Genomic DNA, 24,493 nt, shown 5'->3' on the forward strand with positions numbered 1-24,493 from the left:
TTCTATTGTTTGTTTATAATCATTCGTGCCTTAGCGCATTTACGGGGTTGGACTGTACTACTTTCCAAATCTTTCCGATTACACTTAAAACAGCTAGAACAAAAATCAAAAGCAATGGGCTAACGAAGAACCACGCGCCCAATTCAATTCTAAAGCTATAACCATCCAGCCAATTATTCATTAGGTAGTAGGCTACCGGCATACTTACAATCCCAGCGACCAACACCATCACAGCATACTCTTTTGACAACATCTTCATCAAGCTGAAGCCACTGGCACCCAGCACCTTTCGAATACCCACTTCCTTTATTTTCTGATTGACTGTAAGTGCCGTCAAGCCGAATAACCCTAAACATGCCACTACAATTGTGACAATTGAAAACCCGGTAAATATTTTTCCGAAACGGACATCCTCCTTGTATTGCTGATCAAAACCCTGATCTACGAATGAGTACTGCATTTGATAGTTGGGGAATACCTCATCCCACTCACTTTGCATCTTGGCGATCATTCCATTCAACTGATCCTTTCTATTAGCCCCTGAAGACTCGTCTATTCTCAACTTGAAGAAGTAATATTTAGTCCATCCGCTAAGAATGTAAGCGATCGGCCGATAATCATTGTGTAAAGAAGTATGATGATGATTTTCTAGAACTCCTCTTACTTGCAGCGGGGCAAAAAAGCCTGCTATTTTAGCACCAACAGCATCTTCAGGGTTACTGAAGCCCAGCTCTTCTGCTAGTTTCTCATTGATCACCACATCGCCTTTCGACCATGGGTCATCATCTTGTCTTAAGGCCCTACCGGCAACAATATCTATTCCAAAAAACTCTGGGAAAGTATAACTCATAGAGATCAGACCCGTGTTTACTGCCGATTCTTTCGGCTGGGTATTCAAATATAAAGCACCTCCCCAAGTGATCGGTTGACCGGGCACCTCTCCCGCTGTAGACATGGACTCAATACCTGGATATTTTAACAACTCCGTAGTCATTGTTCTAATCCTAGCTTTCTTTTGCCGATCGTCAGCATTTACATCAGAAGGTGGAGCTTCAACCATTAAGATATTTTCCGTTTCAATACCCAAGTCCGTGTTTCTCATATATTCAATCTGCTGAAAGATTGTTATAGTACCAGAAATCAGTAGAAACGTGACAGCAAATTGCGCCAGCACCAACACCTTCCTTGATTTACCGCTGGCAGCCTTACCGCGTTTTCCAACAAGTACTGACGCCAGGTTAAATGACTTCAACAAGATCAATGGATAAAACCCTGTAACTAGTGTACCCAACGTGGCAATCAAAAGGAGAAAGCCCAGGACGTCATAACTCAAAATATTGATCATTGGAAGCGCGGTAGTCTGTTCCAAATAACCGCTTGTCAAGTTGATCAAAACGATTGTAATGCCCAGTGACAAGACATTCATCACCAAAGACTCAATGACAAATAAGAGTGACAATTGATGCTTGGATGAACCTAGACACTTCCTTACCCCCATTTCCTTCATTCGGTCCAGAGTCTTTACTAATGATAAGTTCAAATAATTAATCCATGCCACTACGAGAATCACAATGGCCACAAGGGATAATATCCAAACCATCCGTTTATCGATCGTCACGGTGTCATCCAAAGGTATCTTACTGTTTAGGTGAATATCTTGTACGTTATTCAGACTGAAAGATACCTTGTCACCACTATTCTTAAGTGTCTCACTGTAATTCTCGAGAAATATTTCATCTACAACTTGAGCAACCGTTTGCTTATCTGTGAAACTATTTAGAAGCACATATGTGCGGAAAGCCTGTATTTGCCAATTGTTCAAAGATCCGAGATACTTCTCAGCTGATGGATGACTTAAGGCCAGCTCGAAAGTGAAGTGTGAATTATTCGGCAGATCTTTCATTATACCCACCAACTCATATTGCTGCGCACCGGCATTGGCTTTTAGTGTAAAAACCTTACCAATGGCTGCTGCCGGGTCTGAAAAATACTTCTTACTAGCCTTTTCTGTCAGTATAGCTTTGTATGGCTCATCAAAAGACTGATAACCACCAGCAACGAAGCTCGTGCTAAACATATCAAAAAAGGACTTTTCAACAGAGAAGACACCGGGCTGCTTAAATGCCACTAAGTCCTCTTCAATAACAAATTCCATCGAGGCATTCAAATAATTAAAAGAGGCCACCTTAGCAGTCTCTTTAACTAAGGGAGACTTTTCCTCCAGAATGGTGGATAAAAGATCAGCATGTGAAGCACTGTATGAGGTGTTATTATCTACCGACTGGATAGCACGTTCCAATCGAAAGAGTTGATCTGCATTTTCATTGTACTTATCAAATGAAGTATGAAAGGAAACATACTGGTAGATCACCAAACAAATGGCCATGCCAAAAGAGAGGCCAAGTATATTGATAAATGAGAAAAGCTTGTTCTTGAAGATTTGTCGGAAGACAGTGGTTAAATAGTTTTTGAACATAATCTTGTCTTAAGGATAAAAACAGATGACCAAGACATATGCCAAAAATTAAAGCGCTGAAAATCAGCACTTTAATTATTTTTAAACAATTTGGATAGTACGATTCCGAACGAAAACTAATTTTTTGCGTTCAAGGCGATCACAAAATCAGAACTATCTTTTAGAAAAACTACTCCCCCTCACCTAACAACTCGGCCATCTCAATCAGTTTGATTAGTTCGGCCCTGTAACCTTCTTCATCCTTGCCCTTAGCTCCCTTGGCCAAACGGATCACATCGCCAAACTTCAAGTCATTTGAATAGTCAGAATCTCTCAGCAGCATGCCAAATCCAGCTACAGCAGCTGACCATCTAAAGTTGTTGGAGGTCTTTCCAATCTTTATTATTTCATTCTTGATGACCGTATCCAAATAGATCGACTTGTCTTCGTCCGGCTTCTTGTATCTGAGCTTGACAGTCATCAAGTCTGATGCATTTCCACTCAGCTCGATCTTCTTTTTCTGACCATACTTCAGGTCATCCAGAGGTTTAAAGTTACTTTCAACTCCTACCGGGATCACTTCATAAAGAGCCGTCACACTGTGCCCTGACCCAAGTTCACCAGCATCCTTCTTATCGTTATTGAAGTCTTCATCATTCAATCTTCTATTCTCATAACCGATAAGTCGGTAAGCCTGAACTGTTGCTGGATTGAACTCTACTTGAATCTTAACGTCTTTGGCAATGGTAAAAAGCGTGCCTCCAAACTCTTTAACAAGTACCTTTTTCGCCTCAAGGATATTGTCGATATAAGCATGATTGCCATTTCCCTTGTTGGCTAGCACTTCCATTTTAGAGTCCTTATAGTTGCCCATTCCATAGCCAAGTACTGTCAAGAAAACTCCACTCTTTCTTTGCTTCTCGATCAAAGCCTCCATGTCATCATCACTTGAAGCTCCTACATTAAAATCTCCATCAGTAGCTAGAATTACCCGGTTATTGCCTCCTTCTATGTAGTTCTCTTTGGCGATTTTATAAGCAAGCTTTATTCCTGCACCGCCAGCAGTAGAGCCACCAGCATTAAGCTTGTCCAAAGCCTTAAGGATTTTCTTCTTCTCGTTACCCGGGGTGGATTCCAGTACTTCTCCCGCTGCCCCTGCATACACGACCATCGCCACACGATCTTCAGCTCTGAGCTCATTAATCAACAGCTTGAATGACTTCTTCAAAAGCGGCAACTTATTGTGGTTACTCATTGATCCCGACACATCAATCAAGAAAACAATGTTAGATGCTGGAAGATTGTCCATCTCAATTTTTTCACCTTGAATGCCTATATGAACTAATTTATGATCCTCATTCCATGGTGCTAAAGAAACTTCATGCTCAACACCAAATGGATGCTTGCCTCTTGGGGATTGATAATCATAATTGAAGTAGTTGATCATTTCTTCAATCTTGACCGCATCTTTTGGTGGCAACTGGCCTGAATTGATAAACCTTCTCACATTACTATATGACGCAGCATCTACATCAATAGACAGTGTACTATATGGATTCTTCCAGGGTGATTTAAAGCCATTTTCATCAATCTTTTTGTATGACTCGTTGGATGGATTATAGTTATCGAAATACATCGACCTTTTATATACAGGAGAAGGCATTGAGGCCACATCCATTTCGTATTCCATGTTAGCTTCTGCGACTTTACTTACACTAAAGGATAATCGTTTGACTGAGGTTATTGGTCTTTCACCTGTGACTACCACCTCCCCTAGTCCAGTTTCATCGGGCACTAGAGATACATTAATCACTCTCTGATTGCCTACCTTCCTTTCAATCATGTGATAACCCAACATTCGAAACACCAAGGTAGAAGAGTCATTAGGAACAGTAATCGTATAGTTACCTGCTCTATCAGTTGATACCGCTTTGGTGCTGCCTTTAATAAATACGGCTACAGAAGGGAAACCTCTCCCAGAAATCGCATCTGTCACCTGCCCAGTGACTTTTATCTCTTTTTTTTCAATCGGATTATGGAATCCAATGAAAAGTGTCATCATTATGATTAATACCTGCTTCATGATTATATGATTTAGATTTTCAATTCTTTATTCACATGATGCGGCATGGAACTTGATTCCATAAATACTTGAGAAAAAAATTATTGACATTGTGAAGAAGACTGATTCAAATAGTTTTGAATCAGGTTAATCTCAACGTCACCCTGAATTCATTTCAGGGTCTTAATTGAATAGATGCTGAAACCTGCCTTTGTCGGCAGACAGGCGAGTTCAGCATGACGTCAACTTTCGGTTTTGGCTAACACCAACTTGAAAAACAGAGCACTACATATCGACCAAATCACTGATCTAGAGCTTATTTCGGCTTACAAGCGAAGTAAGGACAAGGAGTTAGTGGGCTTGCTATTCAAGCGCTATATGCCCTTGGTTTATGGTGTATGCCTGAAATATTTGAAAGAGAGGGAGGCTTCTAAGGATACGACAATGCAGGTATTCGAAAAGCTACTGCTCCGCCTTGAAGGTCAAGACATAGTCAATTTTAAAAGTTGGCTTCATGTACTTACAAAAAATGAATGCCTCATGCTTCTCAGGAAACAATCCAGTCAAAATGAGAAAGCTCAAATTGTTAATGGAACTGATTTTATGGAATTATCCATTGCAGCGCATCATGAAGATGAAGGACTTGAGGAAGACGTTGAGAAGTTAGGTACTTGTATTGATAGATTAAACGAAGAACAGCAACAATGCATTAAGCTGTTTTACCTTGACAAAAAGTGTTACCAAGAGGTTTGTGACATGACAGGTTACGATATGAAGAAAGTCAAAAGCTACCTTCAGAATGGACGAAGGAATTTGAAATTATGTATTGAGAAACTCCGTGGACAAGAAGAACAAACATATTGATCGGTTAACACCTGAGGTCATAGAGGCTTACCATACTGGTAAACTTTCCCCTGAGCAAATGCATCAGGTGGAAGTGTTGATGCTTGAAAATCCTTTGTATGCAGAGGGCATGGAAGGGATTGAATCCCTTGGCTTGGCTGACCTTTCCGCAGACCTTAATGAATTGACTGCAAGATTGGATCAAGCTACGGACTCTAAGGTTGCTCCATTCTGGACGTTATACAGAAGAGTAGCTGCAATCGCACTCCTACTGATCACCTCTGTAGGTTTATTCTATTTATTGGATGACCAACCTCCCCTTCCAACACAAGATTTAAGTGAGGCAAAGAAGCCTGATATTGAATTACCTGAAGACAGTGTTTCGAATGAGACAGATAACAATCAAGCTGGTCAACAATCAAAAAAAGAACCAGAGATAGTCAAAGAGGGAGAACCTGATCTTTCTGAAAGTGATGAAACCCTGGAGCCAGAAATTGTTACTCAGCCATCTCCACTTCGCGGAAAAGTGGCAGGAATTAAAGCAGAGTCTACTCAAGAAATTACCATACCTATGACCTCGTTTGAGCGCAGTGTAGATAGTATGCTAAAAAGGTCCACAGATATTGACACCAGTCCAGAATTATCCCTTCAAAGCAAGAGAAAACAGAATTCACAGACCAGCAGAGCATTGAGAAACACTGCTTTTGAGGCGAACCAAGGCACAGTTCGATCACTCACAATACGTGGCGAAGTCTTGACTGCAGATGATGGTTTCCCACTTCCATTTGTTTCCGTTTTCAAAAAAGGAACTACCACTGGAACGCCAACTGATACTAAAGGGCAATTCGTCATCAATGATATTAATATTAAAGACACTTTAGTTTTCAGGTTTCTCGGTTATCAGACTCGGGAAGTTCCAATTACCGGTGATAGCATCTTAAATGTAACTTTAGAGCCAGATTTTACCAGTTTAGGAGAGGTTGTTATTACAGGTGTAGCTGCAGCTACACCTGAAAAGAAACTAGCGTTTTCGATATCGAAAGTCGAAACTGGAGATTTATCATTAATTTCTGATGACCCAAACATGGATTTATCCAGTTATGCGTCTGCTAAACCTGAAGGAGGATTTACCTCCTTTAACCGCTACCTCCGAAGAAACCTTAAATACCCTGAAGCAGCCAAAGAACAGAAAATACGTGGTAGGGTTACGCTTGAATTTGATGTAAGTGCTATCGGTGAGCTCTCAAACTTCAAGATTATCAAGGGCCTGGGCTATGGTTGTGATGAAGAAGCCATCCGCTTGGTAAAAGATGGACCAAAGTGGAATCCAAGAACAGAAGGAGTCGACAAACGCCCCGTCAGTTCCACAGTTAAGATCAGAGTAAGGTTTAGGCCTTAGGAGCCTCATCCCTAGCCCTTCTCCTCAGGAGAAGGGAAAAGCCCCTCCTTTGGAGGGGTTTAGGTAGGCTAGAAACTCTTTCTCAACTCAAAAGTCTTGCGCATACGATCGATTAGACGATTTGACTCATTGTAATTCAAAGTCTGTTGTCCATCTGAATACGCTTCTTCGGGAATCTCGTGTGACTCAAAAATCACTCCATCAGCACCGGCCATAATACTTGCCAAAGCGATCGGCTCAACGTGCGCTCTTATGCCAATACCATGTGAAGGATCTGCAATTACCGGAAGGTGTGTTTTCTCCTTCAGTACAGCAACTGCATTCAGGTCCATCGTATTTCTAGTGGCTTTCTCATAGGTTCTAATTCCTCTTTCGCAAAGCAAGAGTCTCTCATTGCCGCCACTAAAGACATATTCGGCTGAAGAAAGTAGCTCGTCAATTGTTCCAGAGATACCACGCTTAATCATTACGGGCTTGTCGGTGCCCTTCCCCAATTCGTCCAGCAGGTTGAAATTCTGCGTATTTCTAGCACCTACTTGGTAGATATCGACATAAGGATCCATTTCAGCAATCTGAGAAACCTGCATTACCTCAGTAATGATTTTCATTCCGGCTTCTTTGGCCAACTCATACCACACTTTCAGTCCATCAATTCCCAAGCCTCTGAAGGCATATGGCGAACTTCTGGGTTTATAAACCCCTCCTCTCATAATGGAAATTCCCTGAGATTTTAGATGCGCAATGGTCTTGCGGATCTGATCTTCACCTTCGATAGAACAAGGACCTGCCATGATTTGGAATCCGCCTTCTTCGATAACCACACCATCGCCAAGATCTATTACTGTAGGATTTACTTTCCACTTACGGGAAACAAGTTTAAAACCATCCGATACAATATGGATGTCCTTTATTCCTTCCATTGATCCGATAGATCTGATATCGAATTCCTTGCTTCCTGTACCTACCAGGTAATCCCCTTTTTGGGTCTTCACTTCGGTTGGTTTGTATTTGAGTCCTTTGACTCTATTAATGATTGCCTCTTTTTGGCTCTCTTCTATTTCTTGTTCGAATTGTATGATCATTTCTTATAAGTTTCGAGCTATGAGCCACAAGCTTCAAGCTCAGTTTGTTTAACCCTTTACAGATTGAATAAATTCATTAATGTTATTCGCCACCTCTCCTTCTTGGGAGATTGCTTTAATAAATGCACTTCCAATAATAGCACCATTGGCATTTTCACATGCCTTATCGAATGTTTCTTTATTGGATATCCCGAAACCGATCAAGGTTGGGTTCTTCAAATTCATTTCCTTAATTCTGGAGAAATAGGCTTCCTGATCTTGGCTTATTCCTGTCTTGGCTCCTGTGGTACTTGCAGAAGAAACCATATAGATGAAGCCGTTTGAGTTTTCATCAATCTCCCTAATCCTCGATTCGGAAGTTTGTGGAGTGATCAAAAAGATATTCAGGAGACCATGCTTCTCGAATAAAGGCTTGTAGACTTCAAGGTATTCGAACATGGGTAGGTCTGGTAGAATCAATCCATCGACTCCCACTTCTTCACATTTTTGACAAAAAGCCTCAATACCGTACTGAACGATGGGGTTGATATAACCCATCAGGATAATCGGGATATTGACTTTCTCCCTCACCCCTTCTAGCTGTTCCAAAAGGAGCTTCAAGGTCATTCCATTGTCGAGTGCAATACCATTGCTTTCCTGAATGGTAGGACCATCAGCGATTGGGTCGGAAAACGGAATACCTATTTCGATTAGGTCTGCACCGGATGCTTCCAAGCTCTGCATTATACTGACTGTATCGTTTAGGGTTGGGTAACCAGCCGTGAAATACACGTTCAGTACCCGTTCTGATTTTCTATTAAAAAGTTGTTCTATTCTATTCATTGTATAAGCGTATTGCGTAGTACGTATTGAGTATTGCGTAATGGGTACCGTGACGTCCCAATACTCACTACTCCTATCTCATTACCCATTTAATACTTTCCCCATTTGATATAAGTCTCCAAATCCTTATCTCCTCTACCTGAAAGGTTGATGACTACGATATCATTGGGCTTAAATGTCATTCGGTCTAATGCTGCAAAAGCATGAGCCGTTTCGATGGCCGGAATTATCCCTTCAAGCCTGCTTAACTCAATACCTGCTTGCATGGCCTCTTCATCGGTGGCGCTGTAGAATTGCGCCCTACCCGTTTCAAACAAATGTGCATGCACTGGGCCAATACCTGGATAATCCAAGCCTGCTGAAATTGAGTAAGGTTCTACTACTTGTCCATCTTCAGTTTGCATAAGCAGTGTCTTACTTCCATGAAGTACACCCGGCTTACCCAGTACGGTTGTTGCCGCAGACTCTCCAGAATCGTTTCCTAGACCCGCAGCTTCCACAGCCACTAATTGCACGTCTTCATCGTCATAGTAATGAAAAAAGGCTCCAGCGGCATTACTACCACCACCTACACAGGCGACTACATAATTTGGCTTTTCGGTACCCTCATGTGAAAGCAATTGCTTTCTAATTTCTTCGCTAATTACCGATTGGAAGCGAGCAACCATTTCTGGATATGGGTGAGGTCCAACCACGGATCCTATGATATAGTGTGTATCTGTTGGATTGTTGATCCAGTGGCGCATGGCCTCGTTCGTAGCATCCTTGAGGGTCTTACTGCCACTCTCCGCTGCCCGAACTTCTGCACCAAGGATACGCATGCGTTCGACATTTGGCTTTTGACGTTCCATGTCTACAGCTCCCATATAAACGATGCATTCTACACCCATCAGCGCACAGACTGTGGCTGTGGCTACTCCATGCTGGCCTGCTCCAGTTTCTGCAATGATCTTCTTTTTACCTAAACGCTGGGCCATTAGAATCTGACCTATCGTATTGTTTACCTTATGAGCTCCAGTATGGCAGAGATCTTCTCTTTTTAGGTACACTTTAGCCCCGTACTTTTGTGAGAGCCGCTTAGCGAAATACAATGGAGTGGGCCTTCCAACAAAGTCTTTCAGCAGTGACTGAAACTCTTCCTGAAAGTCTTCGGACTGCATAATTCGCTCATAGTTGTCTCTCAACTCCTCCATATTAGGGTATAGCATTTCAGGGATATAGGCTCCCCCAAAATTTCCGTAATACCCTCTCTCGTCAACTTTTACTTTCATGTCAATTCTTTTACGTCCTTGCGATCCCTATTCATCGGGAGAAGCCTGTCTAGCTAGAAGCAGGCTCGCAGTGACGATGTTAGTTGTTCAATTCTTTCTATATCCTTTAGCCCAGGAGCTAACTCAAACTTAGAGTTCACATCTATGGCATGAATGTTCATTTCGCCAAACCCTTCTAAGGCATATACATTATCTAAATCAATGCCGCCACTAAGGAAGAAGGGCACCTTTTGATTGTAGCTTTTTAATATCTCCCAGTCAAAGGCTTCACCATTACCTCCTCTTGCCTTTCCTTTAGTATCGAACAAAAAGAAGTCGACAAAGGGATTATAAAGGTCTAAACCACTGAAGTCAAAGGCCTCACCAATTGAAAAGACTTTGATCACCTTTATTCCCACAGCAAAAAGCTCTGCAACATATTCGACAGACTCATCACCATGCAGTTGAACGTAGTCTAAACCATAAGTTCCCACCTTCTCCTTTAGCTCTTCCAGATCAGCATTTACGAATACTCCTACCTTTTCAGTTTCCTTTGGAAAGTTGTTTAGCAACTCAGCATCCAGTACTTCTTGGACATCGCGAGGTGATTTATTATAGAAGATAAACCCCATATAGTCAGGTTTTAGCGCAAGCAATTGCACTATATTCTTACTATCTCGCATGCCACAAACCTTTAGTCTAATATTCAATCTTTTAATGTTTAATGTTCAATCAGGATGTAGTTCAAACTCTATCTCCTTCGCTCCGCTACCGATTTCTCCAAAGCGCATGTAGACGTTGGCTCCAATCATGAAGTCATGACTCAAAAGATAGCTTCGTATATGCTTAAACAATGCCTCAATTTCTGTACTGTACATATAGAACGACCCATCAGACAAATCCATGGCAATTTCATGTCCATCATATTCTCCCAAATTGGACTTTTCAACCAATGAATCTAGTCCGTCTCTCATTTTATCGAAGTCGTCTGGCGAGTCTTTTCCATAGTCAAAATGGATAATCAAGGCCTGCTTTCTTGATTTAGGTGGTTTAAAAAGTTCTTCCAATATGGTCTTACCGAAACTCATGATTGATCATTCTTCATTCTTCATTCATAATTTGCGAAGCCGAGAGATAAACTCTCGAGCTTCAACCTCCGGTCTAGCAGTTTTCATAAAGGTTTCTCCAATAAGAAAGCCTTTGTACCCATAACCTCTCAAGTCAGCAATTGACTCTGGATCACTAATCCCACTCTCAGATATTTTCACAAAAACATCAGGGATTGCCGAAGCCAAAGCCTTCGAAGTTTCAATTGTTGTCTCGAAGGTTTTTAAATTTCGGTTGTTTACTCCAACAATATCGAGCTGTTCAATCAAGTTGTTTTCTAGCTCCTCCCTATTGTGTACCTCCATCAGGACTTCAAGTCCTAAACTCTTGGCAAAAGAGGCCAATGATTGCAGCTTTTGAGGAGCAAGTGCCGCGGCTATAAGCAAAATGGCATCCGCACCGATTGACTTGGCCTCAATGATTTGGTATTCATCAATGATAAAATCCTTTCTAAGCACTGGACAGAAATTGTACTTTCTAGCCTCACTCAAGTCCTCGTTCTTACCACCAAAAAACTCAGTATCCGTTAAAACCGAAAGTGCTGAGGCTCCTGCCTGCATATAACCAATGGTGGTTCTTTCAACCTTGGCATGAGAGTTAATCATTCCTTTAGAAGGCGACTTGCGCTTAAACTCAGCAATGATACCTGACTTGTCTTCTCTCAGTAGGTATTTCTTCAAAGAGACAGTTTTGCCCTCAAAATACACACTCTGTTCGAGTAGTTTTTCAGGGAAAAGCGCTCTTCTATTCTCTACCTCGGTGAGTTTGTGCGCTATGATTTTTTCTAGTATATCCATTTTTCTCGTTTCGTCTTTGCGATCTCGATTCATCGGGAGAAGCAATCTCCTTGTCTAATTTGGGAGACTGCTTCGTTCCTCGCAGTGACGTATATTTTATAATTCCAATATTCTTTTAAATGTCCTAAGTGCCTTACCACTTTCTAAAGATTCTCTTGCCATGCCCAAAGCATCATCGGTCGATACACCTTTTCCACATTGGATGGCCATGGCCGCGTTCGCGATAACCACATTATTCTGTGCAGTAGTTCCATCTCCTTTCAAAATCGTCTCAAAGATTTTTGCCGACTCCTCAACGGTTTCTCCACCATGAATTTGCTCTTGTCTTATGGTTTCAAAACCCAAGTCCGCAGGATTGATAATGGACTCATTTCCATTAGAAATCTTCTTAAACCCGCCAGTCAGCGATATTTCGTCATATCCATCTAGTGCATGTAAAATCACAAAGTGCTTATCGGTCTTTTGATACAGGTAGCCATAGAGTCTTGCTAACTCTAAGCTAAACACCCCTACCAGCTGTTTCTTAGGGAAAGATGGGTTTACCATTGGCCCTAACATATTAAAGAAAGTTTTGACCCCAAGGTCTCTCCTAATTGGAGCAACGTTCTTCATAGCAGGATGAAAAAGTGGTGCATGTAGAAAGCACAATCCACATTCGTCAAGACTTTGTCTCAGTTTGCTAATGTCATTTGTAAACTCATAGCCAAAGTGTGCCATCAGATTCGAAGATCCTGAAACAGAAGACACTCCATTATTTCCATGTTTAACCACATTCTGGCCAGCCCCAGCCACAATAAATGACGATAGCGTTGAAATGTTAAAGGTGTTTTTACCATCACCTCCCGTTCCACACAGGTCGATGGCATCATACTCAGGAATTTCAACAGGCACGCACAATTCCAGCATAGCGTCTCTGAAGCCTTCTAACTCTTCAACAGTAATACTCCTCATCAGGTACACTGTAAGGAATGCCGCTACCTGACTTTGGTTATACTCACCTTGCGCCAGGTTTTTCAAAATCTCCTTGGCGGTGGCTTTGTCAAGCGACTTGTACTCGAATAGTTGGTTTAGTATTTCTTTCATTTTTTAGTTCGTCATTGCGATCCCGATTCATCGGGAGAAGCAATCTCCCTATCTATTTGGGGGATCGCTTCGTTCCTCGCGAAGACGTTTAATTATTAATCCAATTTTTCAACAATTGATGCCCATGTTCTGTCATAATCGATTCTGGATGGAATTGTACTCCCTTCACATCATACTCCTTATGGCTGATGGCCATGATTTCACCATACTCGTCTATAGCTGTTACTTCCAATTGGTCACCTAATTTTTCCCTATCCACATTCCAACTGTGATAGTGACAAATCTTATAAGTCTGCGGAAGACCACTAAATAGCCTATCATCAGTTTTAGTCACCTGCACTTCGCTCGACACGCCATGTAACACTTCTGGCATATTAAACAGCTCGGCACCGTAGGCCTCGGCAATGCCCTGATGTCCCAGGCAGACACCCAGGATACTCTTTTCTTTACCATACATTTTGATGAGCTCCGGCATAATACCTGCCTCCTTAGGAATGCCTGGACCCGGAGAGAGTAATATTTTATCGTATGCACCAACTTTCAGAAGGTCAATCTGGTCGTTTCTAAAAACATCCATATGATCGGCATAACCCAGCTCCCCTAAGTAGTGAACCAGGTTAAAAGTGAACGAATCGTAGTTATCTAGTACTAATATTTTCATTGTTTCCTCTTTGGTCTCATCCCTAACCCTTCTCCAAGGGAGAAGGGAAAAGCCCCTCCTTTGGAGAGATTTAGGGAGGCTTATCTTATCTCTTTTGCCAGCTCTATCGCCTTACGTAATGCCGCCAGCTTATTATTAACTTCCTGAAGCTCAGATTCCCGGTTCGATTTGGCCACAACTCCAGCTCCAGCTTGGTAAAAGAGTGTATTATCCTTGCTTAAGAAAGACCGGATCATAATCGCGTGATTGAAGTCTCCATTGAAACCCATAAAGCCAATGGCTCCTCCGTAATAGCCCCTTCTTGTTGATTCATACTCGTTGATCAACTGCATGGCTCTCACTTTAGGCGCACCACTAAGCGTGCCTGCTGGAAAGGTGCCTGATATCATCTTCGTTTCGCTCATGTCATCACTCAGGGTCCCAGTTACTTTCGATACCAAATGAATGACATGAGAGAAATACTGGACTTCTTTGTAAGTATCTACCTCCACATTAGAACCTGCACGACTTAGGTCATTTCGTGCCAGATCTACGAGCATGACATGCTCTGAATTTTCCTTGGGGTCTTCATGAAGTTTTTTTGCCAATTCGGCATCTGCCTCATCATTTCCCGTTCGTCTGAAGGTTCCGGCAATAGGATGTATCGTAGCCTTACGATCCTTAATCACTAATTGGGCTTCTGGAGAAGAACCGAAGATCTTGTAGCTACCATAGTCGAAGTAGAATAAGTAAGGGGATGGATTTACCGATCTCAATGCACGATAGACATTGAATTCGTCACCCGAAAAGTTATCCTGAAACCTTCTGGACAAGACGATCTGGAACACGTCTCCTCTGAAGCAATGCTGAATTCCTTTGTCAATAATCTCTAGGAACTCCTGATCATTATAGTTGGAGGACTCTTGTTGTGCAGGTGCAAATTCGTAGGAAGGGTAATTTTTATTATTGACCAAATTCTCGATTGCCTCAAGACCTTTGGGTGCCGAACCTTCTGGCGAATGCTCGAAGATATAGAGCTCATTTTTGAAATGATCTATGGCGATCACGTAGCGATAGACGTGGTATAGAATATCAGGAATACCATATTCATCCTCTTGATGATTTCCGACAGGAATGTTCTCGAAATGCTTAACTGCGTCATAGCCTATGTACCCAAAGAGTCCATTATTAATAAACTTGAATGGGTTCTCATCTGCTTGAAAAGAGGCAACAAACTCATCCAGTTTTTGCATTACATCACTCCCTTGAACCTCACCTTCGGTTATACCTTCAGGCAGAGACTGCTTATAGTGATTGTCTTTCACTTCAAACCTAGCGATAGGCTCACAGCAGATGTAGGAAAAGCTATCATCTGCACCATGATAATCCGAACTTTCCAAGAGGATCGGATTCTCGAACTTATCGCGCAGCTTCAAGTAGATACTCACTGGTGTGACCGTATCGGCAAGCAGTTTCTTATATGTCGTATTAAGCTTAATCATTACTTGTTTTTATTCTTTGTCATTGCGATCCCGATTCATCGGGAGAAGCCTGTCTGCCGACAGGCAGGCAATCTCCCACTTTAATGAGATTGCCGCGGTCGTTCTACGAACTCCCTCGCAATGACGAAAGTCCTGAAACGAAAAAAGCCTGCATGAACTGCAGGCTTTTGATTTATATTTTTAGCTATAGCACTTAGTTCACGTTATGGGAGTTCCGTTACGTGCCACCACCAAGCGTTATATCTGTTTGTTCTTTTCATTGCGTCAAATGTAGAAAAGGATTTTTTTAAAGCAAATGGAAATTTTAGAATTTGATAGAAAAGGTAAAAATCTGTGATGAGTTAGTCAATTCCATGACGAACGAAATCCAATAAAAAACCGCCCGAAGGCGGTCTTGATTAATTTCTGCTTTCAATCGAACGATATTTTATTTCATTGTAGGATTGAATATGACCCGCAAAATCCCTGAACTTGGGTCTTCTTCTCTGACCTTTAATCAAGTCAGGCTCATCGGCAAACAAATCAGCAAAGGACTTTTTGAAAGAAGCCTTTCTTACGATCATTGGTTTGCCTTCTCCCTTCACAACCCAATAAGTTCTTTCTTCACCTCCTACTAGTGCGACCCCTTGAACACCGATCGGCATAGACTTAGAGCCATTGCGATGATCATATACTTTGATGTATTGATCAAAACCCGGGTTCAATAGTTGAAGTAGTGCGATCTTGTTCTTTCTTCGAGGCATATTCTGTGCATCGAAATAGATCCACTCACGATCCAATATATCATTCTGATCAGTATTTAGGATGTGCCTCACAGAAGTTGACTTTTCTGATAGGGTCGACAGCTTAGCAAACGACCCTGGCCGAATGGCAAACCTTTGAATGTCTTCAGCTTTGAATTTATAAAGCTTACCGTCTTCATCCCTGATCCTTAGCCGTGTAATAAAGCCTCTGGATTCAGTAGCGCCTCCAAGACGCCCTATGATGGTTTCCCCATCGTTTGTGATAACGTAACATTCCCTGTTACTGACAAAATCAGAAAAGGGTTCTACAAAGCCTTGAGCCATGACTGGGCCCAGACCAATAAAAAATAGTGAGATTAATAATTTGAGTTTTTGCATTGTCTAATAGGTTTACCCTCTTTAGACAATCTTTGTGCCAAAGTGATCAGATAACCAGATTCGAATCTTCCTACTGATCGGCCCTCAGCCTTACTAATACTGGTCTATGATCAGATATAACAGCATCATAGGTAGAAACACAGTTATCTACAGAGATCACCTCAGTAGAAATCTCATTGTCGAACAACTCATCAGTAATAAGCACATTATCAATTTGGCTTGGGAAGGATGGATATGACCAGCCATTACTCGGACCTTCTGCAACCGGTAATGTAGTAAACTTGTAGTTTTGTGGATCGTCCAGGAATACCTGAAATACATTGTCAGTATCTATAATGTCGTCATTGTAATCCCCCAACATTAACACCTCCTCAGAAGCCAGATTATTATCAATATATGCCTTCAAGAGGTCAGATGCAGCTCTCCTTCTATCCTGAGAACCATTGCAGCATTTTAAATGAACATTGATCAGATTTACACTAAGTCCATTGGTGTGATTGACCTTCATTAGGTACGGTCTTCTGAAAGCTGTAAATGCATTGTTATTCTCAGTAGAGGCTTCTTCATAAAGATTCATTGGGGTTCCATCCACCGTGACTTCACTTTCCTTATAGAGGTACCCAAGCATTAGATTGCTTCCATTAAACTGTGTAACAAAGCCCGACCAACCCCCTAAGGTTGAAACCAGTGCGTCAAAGGCACCGGTACTCGTTATTTCCTGCAAGGCAATTACATCAACATCATATATCTCTATGATTTGCTCAACCATATCAGCTGTCGCATTTGTCTTTGGAAACTGCTCAATATTCCAAGTCAGAATATCGAAGGTCTCACTGGAAACTGTGACAGAACAATTAGCCAATGACAAAGGTATGGGTGTATTGTCGTCATTATCTGGTGTAGAATCATCACTTCCTCCACAGGAAGTAAAAATCACTGCAATAAGGAATAACCAAAAACTCTTTTTCATAGAGCAAAGATAATCGGTGTAAAGTGAATTGAAATGGTTCTGCTTTTAGGGTTTCGTTAAGCTATTCTCTCCTTCTGAACTTTTAGGAGACCAAAGACCAAAGTGATCAGGGCCAAGCTGAGTATGACTAATTGCGTGTTGCCCGCAAATGAAAATTGACCACCAAACACAGCGTACCCAGCTTTAAAAACATTTATAAAGCCGAGCATGGCGGTGACAAAAACGGTAATGGCCATAAATACATTAAGCCAAAGGCTGTTTTGGTTATCCTTCATGATGGTAGCGCGATTTACCATCATCCAAAGTATAAAAGCCAAAAGTGGTAATATTAACCCGTTAGCTGCCTGTGCAAGAATGATCACAGGTATCGGCTTGATATTCGAAACGCCAAAAACCAACCCGGTCAAAAGGACCAACATCCAAATTCGTTTGAATTTCCAAGTGGCTTCATCAGGTTGTGTTTGAGTTGCGCTTTTTATGGTAATAGCACCTGCAAGAGCAGCTGTTATGCTTGAAGTGAAACCTGCGGCAAATAGTCCAATGGCGAAAACGATACCCATCAATGCGCCATAATTCGAGACTAGATTCTGGTAGAGGTTACCAAAGCCAAACTCGCCATTAAGTGAGGTACCAACCACTAATACGGCCATGGAGATAATCCCCCCGAGAATTATTGACGGTATCATGCCTGAACGCATTTGCTTTATTGTTTGTCCTTTGGCCAGTCCTGAGCCTAGAAAAATGTTATAAGGAACTATGGTGGTACCCACCAAACCGAGGGTAAGTAATGCGCTCTCTTCTGAAATCTGCGGGATCAAAAGACCTTGAAAAAAGGCACTCGCATCAATTTTCAAATTCAAAGCTGCATACAAAAAAGCTAAGCCCATAATGGCGACAACGATCCCCAAAAAATTGGCCACCTTATTTATGCTTCCTTTATAAAGTACCGCTGCAGCAACAACCACAATGACAATGGTAAAAATCCATGTGGGTGGTCCGGTAATGATTAAGGCCAGTCCTGAAATGGCCCCAAGAATGTTACCTGCTTCATAGGCAGCGCACCCCAGGAACACCGCAATAGCAATAAACCAAACGAGACTTGATGATTCAAAGCGGCTTTTAATTGCCTCACCAAGACTCAAACCTGTAACAATGCTGACCCTTGCCGCTGCCTCTTGTAAGACCACACAGGCAAGTGTAGAAAAGAGTAAGGCCCACAATAATTGGTATTGATGATTGGCTCCGGCTGAAGCGGCCGTGGTCACGGTTCCCGGTCCAATAAATGCGGCTGCGATTACCAACCAAAAAATGAAATTCCAGAACTTCGATTTCATCGTGGAAGATACAAATTTAACCGAACCATGATCGTTCAACCGAACCTCCTCCCAGTCTTTTCAAAAAAATGAACGGCTATTTATGAAAATTGTAATCAGTTGACGTTCTTCAAACAAAGAATAATTGCTGACCATGTCAAAGCTTGAATTGGCCATAGTTTTTGGAGGAAAATCCACAGAACACGAAATCTCACTACTATCTACCAGAAGTATTCTGGATCAGATAAATAAAGACAAATACGCCATTTCATTGATACACATTGACATCAAAGGCAACTGGTCGTTGGTAGATGATTTGGATCAAAACAAATCTACAGCGATAACGCTCATACCTGGTGAGCATGGGACCTCAATTTTAGCAACAGATACTGGCAAAGTATTAAAAACCTTGGATGTGGTCTTCCCTGTACTACATGGTGTTTTTGGTGAGGATGGTACCATTCAGGGTTATCTCAGGATGATGAATGTGGCCTTTGTTGGTTGTGATGTGATGGCATCATCTGCCTGCATGGACAAGGACATGACCAAGCGCATCCTAAGAGATGCAGGGATTGGTATTGCGCCATATGCCGTGGCCACACCGGAGCATAAACCCGGCTTCAAGAAACTTGAGATGGATTTAGGCACTCCACTTTTCATAAAACCGGCTAACCTCGGTTCTTCAGTGGGAGTTTTCAAGGTGGAAAACGAAGAGGAATATCTGGAGAAACTTGATGAAGCGCTAACCTATGATAGTAAAGTGTTGATCGAGAAGACGATCCTTGGTAAGGAAATTGAATGTGCAGTTTTAGGGAACGAAAAACCAAAAGCCTCTCTTCCCGGACAGGTAATCATGAACACTGAGTACTATGACTTTGAATCCAAGTATGTGGACAAAGATGCATCTTCTACTCAAGTTCCAGCTGACCTTACCGATCAGCAATTAGAGGATGTAAGACGAATTGCCATCAAAGCTTATCAGGCCATGGGCTGCGAAGGACTTTCCAGAGTCGACTTCTTTGTGACTCACGAAGGCGATATTTTAATTAATGAGATTAATACAATACCTGGGTTTACAAGCATCAGTATGTATCCGAAAATGTGGGAAGCAACTGGTATCCCGTATGCAGAATTGATTGATATTCTTATAGAGCTCGGCATAGAAAGATATAAAAGGGATGCACAGCTCAAAATCGTTGCACAAGCTGTAAAGTGAGTCTTTTGCTGTAAACCGTATTAATTTATTAATACTAGTTTATTGACTTTTTAGAAAAATATGCTTGATATTGCTTTAAGGAACGAAATCTAAGCGCATGTCAACACCTAACACCAAACCACGTGTAATTAAAGACTTCGAAAAACTTGACCTAGCCATTCAAGAACAAATCAAACTCGAGTACCCAGAAGGCTTCGAAGACAACCTAATTTCTTTTACCAATCAAGAGGGCAAAAGAGTTTCTGCCTTACCCTTTGAAACGGATGAAAAGTATTATCTGGTAAGAATGACCATCGAAGAGGCCCAGCAAATCATTGAAGATGATGATGATTACGATGATGATGGTAATTTAAAGGATGATATTAAGGAGGAATATCAGGACAAACATGAGGAGGAAGACGAAGAGCATGATCCTTATGCCGATGATAACAATGAGGAAGACTAAGACGTCTTCTTCGGTATACCATTAGAAAACTTACTCTATGAGATTGGGAATTATTGGCGGCACGGGTATGCTTGGCCATCACATTGCTATTGCGGCTAGCTTCAAGCAATATGAGATTGTTATCATCCACCGTAAGGGTTCCGATCTTAGTAGAATTAGTGATCTGAAATATGAATCCAGAACTGCGGACCTGAGTGACAGAGGCAGCTTAATCAAATCTTTTGATGGTCTTGACTATGTAGTCAATGCAGCAGCCTATTACCCCACAATACCAAGGCCTCTTGCCGCTGAAATCAAAACGGCACGACTTCAAATGCAGTTTTTTATTGATGCTGTTCGCGAATCAAATGTCAAAAGGGCGCTTTATGTTGGAGGAGCAATTGCTATTCCGAAGTCACCAAGCGGAGTGGCCGATGAAACTGGGTTTTATAAAGGTACGCCTGAGAACAGTGCACCATATGTCCAGGTCAAGTGCCTTATGGACGAAATGGCAAGAGAAGCAGCCAAAGGAGGTTTGCCCATCGTCATTGGAATCCCCTCTATGACCTTCGGGGAATATGATTACGGACCCACAACAGGGCGACTCATCGTTGAATTAGCGAATCAAACCTTACCTGCCTATATAAAGGGAGATCGCAATGTGGTTTTTGCGGGTGATGCCGGACGAGGACTACTCATGGCACTTGAAAAAGGGAAGTTTGGGGAGCGCTACCTGATCACAGGAGAAAATACCAACACCGATGACCTTGTGGCTTTGATTTGTAAGAAGGCGAGAGTCGACCCCTTGAAGAAAATTCTCTCACTTAAACTGGCCAAGGTCATTTCGAAAATTCAAGAAACCAAATACACGCTTTTTAGAGGCACACCACCTACCCTATCTTCTACGGCAATTGCTGTGCTTTCGGGTGGACAACATCTAAATGGCGACAAGGCCAAGAATGAGCTGGGTTATACCCCTGAACTGAGTGCCGAAGATGCCGTGCATCGGGCGTTCGCTTGGCTCCAAAAAGTAGGCTATATCAAGTAAGGCTATAATTCTGCTTCTCTTCCAACCCTTTTCAATTTGATCAGGTCTAATAAGGAAACAAGCTTTCATGAGAAAACTCATTTGCACCCTTTTTTCTCTATTATTAATATTAACTGCATGCTCAAACTCAGATGAGGATGTAGATAATACGAGCTCCTGTCCCGACAATATAGCCTGCACTCAGGTTTTCATTTCATTGACTTTTAGCCCTAAAACAGCCAATGGAGTGCCGATCTTTCTGGATAGTTATTATTCTCAAAACCTGGACAATGGCGAAACCTACAGCATTCTGAATAGTAGTGTTGCAAGCACTGCCAGCTATGTAGTGATCAGTGATGAACAAATTGAACAGATTAATCAGGAGGGTACCAATATTCGTTTTATAGGTCTACAAGGAAATCAAATTGTTGTCCAGCAGGACTTTCTCGTGGGTCATGATTGCTGTCATGTAGTTCCTCTAGGTGGTCCATTTGACGACCAATAGTGTAACTACTCCTTACAAAGTCAGTTAGCCGAAACATTAACTCACACAATTTTCATAGATTCATAGCCTGAGACCAAAACCGACTATGGATTCTGTAGATATCAACTGCGATATGGGCGAAAGCTTCGGCAACTTTAAAATTGGCAATGACGAAGCCATCTTCCCTCATATCACATCCTGCAATATAGCCTGTGGCATTCATGCCGGAGATCCTTATCACATAGAGAAGACAATCAACTTGGCACTTGAACATGATGTTCAAATTGGTGCCCATCCAGGCTACCCTGACCTGCAGGGTTTTGGACGAAGGGTAATCCCTATTGCGCAGGAAGAACTCTCCTCCTTCATCAAATACCAAGTATCTGCCTTGCAGGGCATGGTAGCCAGTGCTGGAGGTAAACTCGCTTATGTGAAGCCTCATGGTGCGCTCTACAACGAAATTGCAAACAATCGTGTGGTGGCTGAGACAGTCTATAGGGCCATCAAAAAGATTGATCCCAAGTTGAAAATTATGGGGCTGGCCGGTAGTCATGTTGAGGAGATACTAGACACTGTGGGTATGGACTACATACCAGAGGCCTTCGCAGATAGAAGATATGAGGCAGATGGTAAATTAAGGTCAAGATCATTACCGTTGGCGGTGATTGATGATGCTTCTTTTGCTGCCCAACAAGTTGTCTCTATAACTCAACAAGGCAAGACAACAACCTTGGATGGAATTGACGTTATGCTTTCAGCGAAGAGTTTCTGCATTCATGGCGACAATCCTGCCGCTGTAGATATACTAAAAGCAATTGAGACGTTATTAGCTCAAAATCAGATTGACAAAAAGCACTTCTGATATGAAAATCCAGCCTTTTGGAGAAAGTGCCATTCTAGTATCCTTCGAAAAAGTGATTTCGGAGGAGGTAAACCAAAAGGTCATATCATTATACAATGCGCTAGGCGATGAAAAGGGAATCACCTACCTCATTCCTGCCTATAACTCACTAACCATAGGTTTTGAACCTGAAAGTTGGACTTTCGACTCAATTTCAAAGTTGATAAAGGAATTAAACCAAAGACGTCCAAAAGAAGAGGCAGAAAAGGCGCCAAAGGTCTACTCGATCCCAGTCTGTTATGAGCAGCCTTATGATCTGGATTCTGATGAAGTCTGCACACAGACAGGCTTAAGCAAGGAGGAATTGATCCAAGTACATACCGATCAGGTCTTCCGGGTTTATATGTTGGGCTTTGTAGCCGGTTTTGCCTACATGGGAAGCTTACCCAAACATTTAGCCTGCGAAAGAAAAGCAACACCGCGGTTGAGTGTTCCAAAAGGTTCGGTGGGTTTGGCGGGTCTACAAACAGGCATCTACCCTACCGAAGCTCCAGGAGGTTGGCAGATCATCGGGCAAACGCCACTCAATATGTTTGATCCGAATCGAGAACAGACCAGCTTACTGAAACCCGGGGATTATGTAAAGTTTCGATCAATCGGATTAGAAGAGTTCAAAATCATTCAGCTAAAGATTGAAACCGCCATTTTCCAAATGGAAGAAGCCCATGTCTGATGTATTGAAGGTCACATGTTTGAAAGCGGGACTCTATACTTCCGTCCAAGACGAAGGCCGAATTGGTTTTCAAGATCAGGGAATTCCATTCTCTGGTGCCTTGGACAAAAGCTCGATGCACATAGTCAATAGCCTCGTTGGCAATCCTTCAACTTCACCCGTTCTGGAAATGACAATGTTTGGGCCGACACTCTCGTTCCAGGGCAATGGCCAAATTGCCATGGCCGGAGCTGACATGAAAGCAACACTCAATGATAACGTGATTGAAAACTATACTACAATTAATGTAACATCAGGTGATATTTTGGCCTTTCATAATACGGCCCATGGCTGCCGCACTTATCTGGCGATCGGAGGTCTGTGGCAAACAAAACAATGGCTAGGTAGCTATAGCGCATTGCCAAGTTTGATGCAAAACGATGGCCTGCCTTCCAAGATCAGAGATGGTTTCAGTTTTGAAGTCATTACAAGAGACGAATTTGCTCCAAAGAGAATTCCAATGCACCAAAGGCCAATATATGCTGAATGCTATATCATTCGGGTAGTCACAGGGCCTGAGTTTCACCGATTCGAAATCGATGTGATTCAAGCGTTCTTTGAGCAAATCTTTATTGTGGATGCTGACTCTAATAGAATGGGATATCGATTGAAAGGACAGCTTGACGATTATAAACCTGTAGGTGAGGAAATATCATCGGGAATTACGATCGGGACAGTTCAACTCAATAATGGAGGTAGTCCTATCATATTAATGGCCGATGCACAAACCACAGGTGGTTACCCTAGAATAGCAAACGTGGTTCAAGAAGATTTGGAGTTAGTGGCCCAAATGAAGCCTGGTGATGAGTTGAAATTTATGCTAGTCAGTTTAGAAACCTCTTAAATGCGAAAAGGCGATCTCCGTTCGAAATCGCCTTAATCAACCTTAAACTAAAACTACTAACTAATTATTCAATTGATAATATTCTGTTCCTGATTGCTCAGTAAGCAAATCAGCTTGTCTTAAAATTTGGAGCTGATCCTGATCCAACTCTGATCTTTCTCCAGCAACTAACAATTCGTTATTAGCATCATATACTTTCACATATTCGCTGGTTTCGAAAAGCTCGTCATCCATTTCTTCATAGTAGTCCTCCACGTACTCGTCTACATATTCTAAGTAGTGAGCCTCTTCAATAGTAGGGACTTCCGATAAACTTGCAACTGAATCTGACTTGGCAGAGGTAAGAATTGTTCCTGCCAGCAGTAGCGCGAAAAGCGCTGAGATATTTCTTTTACTAACTGTTTTCATGTTGTTCTGATATTTTGAGTTCCGCCCTAAG

At 42.0% G+C, this 24,493-nt stretch carries 24 protein-coding genes; 9 read left to right on the forward strand and 15 right to left on the reverse strand.

Annotated features, from left to right (window positions below; genetic code table 11):
• Positions 1-19: 19 nt before the first annotated feature.
• Together BFP97_RS08370 and BFP97_RS08375 are read right to left on the reverse strand one after the other, a co-directional pair.
• Positions 20-2,476: an ABC transporter permease gene (locus tag BFP97_RS08370; protein WP_069841990.1), complete on the reverse strand. Its 2,457-nt coding sequence runs from the start codon at positions 2,474-2,476 to the stop codon at positions 20-22.
• A gap of 169 nt (positions 2,477-2,645) precedes the next feature.
• Entirely contained in the window at positions 2,646-4,538 is a 1,893-nt protein-coding gene (locus BFP97_RS08375) for a vWA domain-containing protein (RefSeq protein ID WP_069841991.1), read from the reverse strand.
• A gap of 234 nt (positions 4,539-4,772) precedes the next feature.
• Here BFP97_RS08375 and BFP97_RS08380 point away from each other — a divergent pair, with 234 nt between their 5' ends.
• Together BFP97_RS08380 and BFP97_RS08385 are read left to right on the forward strand one after the other, a co-directional pair.
• Positions 4,773-5,381: an RNA polymerase sigma factor gene (locus BFP97_RS08380; protein WP_255399416.1), complete on the forward strand. Its 609-nt coding sequence runs from the start codon at positions 4,773-4,775 to the stop codon at positions 5,379-5,381.
• The gene (locus BFP97_RS08385; RefSeq protein WP_139135237.1) at positions 5,344-6,759 is read left to right on the forward strand and encodes an energy transducer TonB; all 1,416 of its coding nucleotides are present in this window, start codon (positions 5,344-5,346) and stop codon (positions 6,757-6,759) included. The genes BFP97_RS08380 and BFP97_RS08385 overlap by 38 nt, the downstream gene beginning before the upstream one ends.
• A 68-nt stretch (positions 6,760-6,827) precedes the next feature.
• On the opposite strand, the gene aroF is transcribed toward BFP97_RS08385, so the two are convergent.
• From aroF to BFP97_RS08445, 12 genes are all read right to left on the reverse strand, one after another.
• Positions 6,828-7,841, reverse strand: coding sequence for a 3-deoxy-7-phosphoheptulonate synthase (gene aroF / locus BFP97_RS08390; protein WP_069841993.1), 1,014 nt, complete (start codon positions 7,839-7,841; stop codon positions 6,828-6,830).
• 48 nt (positions 7,842-7,889) lie between these two features.
• Positions 7,890-8,663, reverse strand: coding sequence for a tryptophan synthase subunit alpha (trpA, locus tag BFP97_RS08395; protein WP_069841994.1), 774 nt, complete (start codon positions 8,661-8,663; stop codon positions 7,890-7,892).
• 89 nt (positions 8,664-8,752) lie between these two features.
• Positions 8,753-9,934 (reverse strand): tryptophan synthase subunit beta, encoded by a 1,182-nt coding sequence (gene trpB, locus BFP97_RS08400; protein WP_069841995.1) that lies wholly within the window; start codon positions 9,932-9,934, stop codon positions 8,753-8,755.
• Between the two features lie 53 nt (positions 9,935-9,987).
• Positions 9,988-10,623, reverse strand: a complete 636-nt coding sequence (locus tag BFP97_RS08405; RefSeq protein WP_255399418.1) for a phosphoribosylanthranilate isomerase — start codon at positions 10,621-10,623, stop codon at positions 9,988-9,990.
• Positions 10,624-10,641: 18 nt separating this feature from the next.
• Positions 10,642-11,001 (reverse strand): hypothetical protein, encoded by a 360-nt coding sequence (locus BFP97_RS08410; RefSeq protein WP_069841996.1) that lies wholly within the window; start codon positions 10,999-11,001, stop codon positions 10,642-10,644.
• 24 nt (positions 11,002-11,025) lie between these two features.
• Positions 11,026-11,817, reverse strand: coding sequence for an indole-3-glycerol phosphate synthase TrpC (gene trpC / locus BFP97_RS08415; protein WP_069844245.1), 792 nt, complete (start codon positions 11,815-11,817; stop codon positions 11,026-11,028).
• Between the two features lie 96 nt (positions 11,818-11,913).
• The gene (gene trpD, locus BFP97_RS08420) at positions 11,914-12,900 is read right to left on the reverse strand and encodes an anthranilate phosphoribosyltransferase (RefSeq protein ID WP_069841997.1); all 987 of its coding nucleotides are present in this window, start codon (positions 12,898-12,900) and stop codon (positions 11,914-11,916) included.
• A gap of 88 nt (positions 12,901-12,988) precedes the next feature.
• Positions 12,989-13,561 (reverse strand): anthranilate synthase component II, encoded by a 573-nt coding sequence (locus BFP97_RS08425; protein ID WP_069841998.1) that lies wholly within the window; start codon positions 13,559-13,561, stop codon positions 12,989-12,991.
• A gap of 80 nt (positions 13,562-13,641) precedes the next feature.
• Entirely contained in the window at positions 13,642-15,042 is a 1,401-nt protein-coding gene (locus BFP97_RS08430) for an anthranilate synthase component I family protein (protein ID WP_069841999.1), read from the reverse strand.
• 398 nt (positions 15,043-15,440) lie between these two features.
• Positions 15,441-16,163, reverse strand: coding sequence for a hypothetical protein (locus BFP97_RS08435; protein ID WP_069842000.1), 723 nt, complete (start codon positions 16,161-16,163; stop codon positions 15,441-15,443).
• A gap of 70 nt (positions 16,164-16,233) precedes the next feature.
• The gene (locus tag BFP97_RS08440) at positions 16,234-17,133 is read right to left on the reverse strand and encodes an endonuclease/exonuclease/phosphatase family protein (protein WP_069842001.1); all 900 of its coding nucleotides are present in this window, start codon (positions 17,131-17,133) and stop codon (positions 16,234-16,236) included.
• 56 nt (positions 17,134-17,189) lie between these two features.
• Complete coding sequence (locus BFP97_RS08445; RefSeq protein ID WP_069842002.1) at positions 17,190-18,467, reverse strand: Nramp family divalent metal transporter; 1,278 nt, start codon at positions 18,465-18,467, stop codon at positions 17,190-17,192.
• Positions 18,468-18,600: 133 nt separating this feature from the next.
• On the opposite strand from BFP97_RS08445, the gene BFP97_RS08450 reads away from it, so the two are divergent.
• The 7 genes from BFP97_RS08450 to BFP97_RS08480 all read left to right on the forward strand — a co-directional run bounded on the left by BFP97_RS08450 (position 18,601) and on the right by BFP97_RS08480 (position 24,054).
• Positions 18,601-19,662, forward strand: coding sequence for a D-alanine--D-alanine ligase family protein (locus BFP97_RS08450; RefSeq protein ID WP_069842003.1), 1,062 nt, complete (start codon positions 18,601-18,603; stop codon positions 19,660-19,662).
• Between the two features lie 97 nt (positions 19,663-19,759).
• Positions 19,760-20,107: a hypothetical protein gene (locus BFP97_RS08455; protein ID WP_069842004.1), complete on the forward strand. Its 348-nt coding sequence runs from the start codon at positions 19,760-19,762 to the stop codon at positions 20,105-20,107.
• Positions 20,108-20,144: 37 nt separating this feature from the next.
• Positions 20,145-21,134, forward strand: coding sequence for an NAD-dependent epimerase/dehydratase family protein (locus BFP97_RS08460; RefSeq protein WP_069842005.1), 990 nt, complete (start codon positions 20,145-20,147; stop codon positions 21,132-21,134).
• A 67-nt stretch (positions 21,135-21,201) separates the two neighbouring features.
• On the forward strand, positions 21,202-21,618 hold the full coding sequence (locus BFP97_RS08465; RefSeq protein WP_069842006.1) for a hypothetical protein: 417 nt from the start codon (positions 21,202-21,204) through the stop codon (positions 21,616-21,618).
• Between the two features lie 85 nt (positions 21,619-21,703).
• Positions 21,704-22,459: a 5-oxoprolinase subunit PxpA gene (locus BFP97_RS08470; protein WP_069842007.1), complete on the forward strand. Its 756-nt coding sequence runs from the start codon at positions 21,704-21,706 to the stop codon at positions 22,457-22,459.
• Position 22,460: 1 nt separating this feature from the next.
• Positions 22,461-23,171 carry a 5-oxoprolinase subunit PxpB gene (pxpB, locus tag BFP97_RS08475; RefSeq protein WP_069842008.1) on the forward strand — a complete coding sequence of 237 codons (711 nt, stop codon included), beginning with the start codon at positions 22,461-22,463 and terminating at the stop codon, positions 23,169-23,171.
• Positions 23,164-24,054, forward strand: coding sequence for a biotin-dependent carboxyltransferase family protein (locus BFP97_RS08480; protein WP_069842009.1), 891 nt, complete (start codon positions 23,164-23,166; stop codon positions 24,052-24,054). Before pxpB ends, BFP97_RS08480 begins: the two co-directional genes overlap by 8 nt.
• Before the next feature lie 60 nt (positions 24,055-24,114).
• Here the strand turns inward: BFP97_RS08480 and BFP97_RS08485 are convergent, their stop codons facing one another.
• Positions 24,115-24,462, reverse strand: a complete 348-nt coding sequence (locus BFP97_RS08485) for a hypothetical protein (protein ID WP_139135238.1) — start codon at positions 24,460-24,462, stop codon at positions 24,115-24,117.
• Positions 24,463-24,493: the final 31 nt, after the last annotated feature.

The sequence above is a fragment of the Roseivirga sp. 4D4 genome (assembly GCF_001747095.1).
GTDB lineage: Bacteria > Bacteroidota > Bacteroidia > Cytophagales > Cyclobacteriaceae > Roseivirga.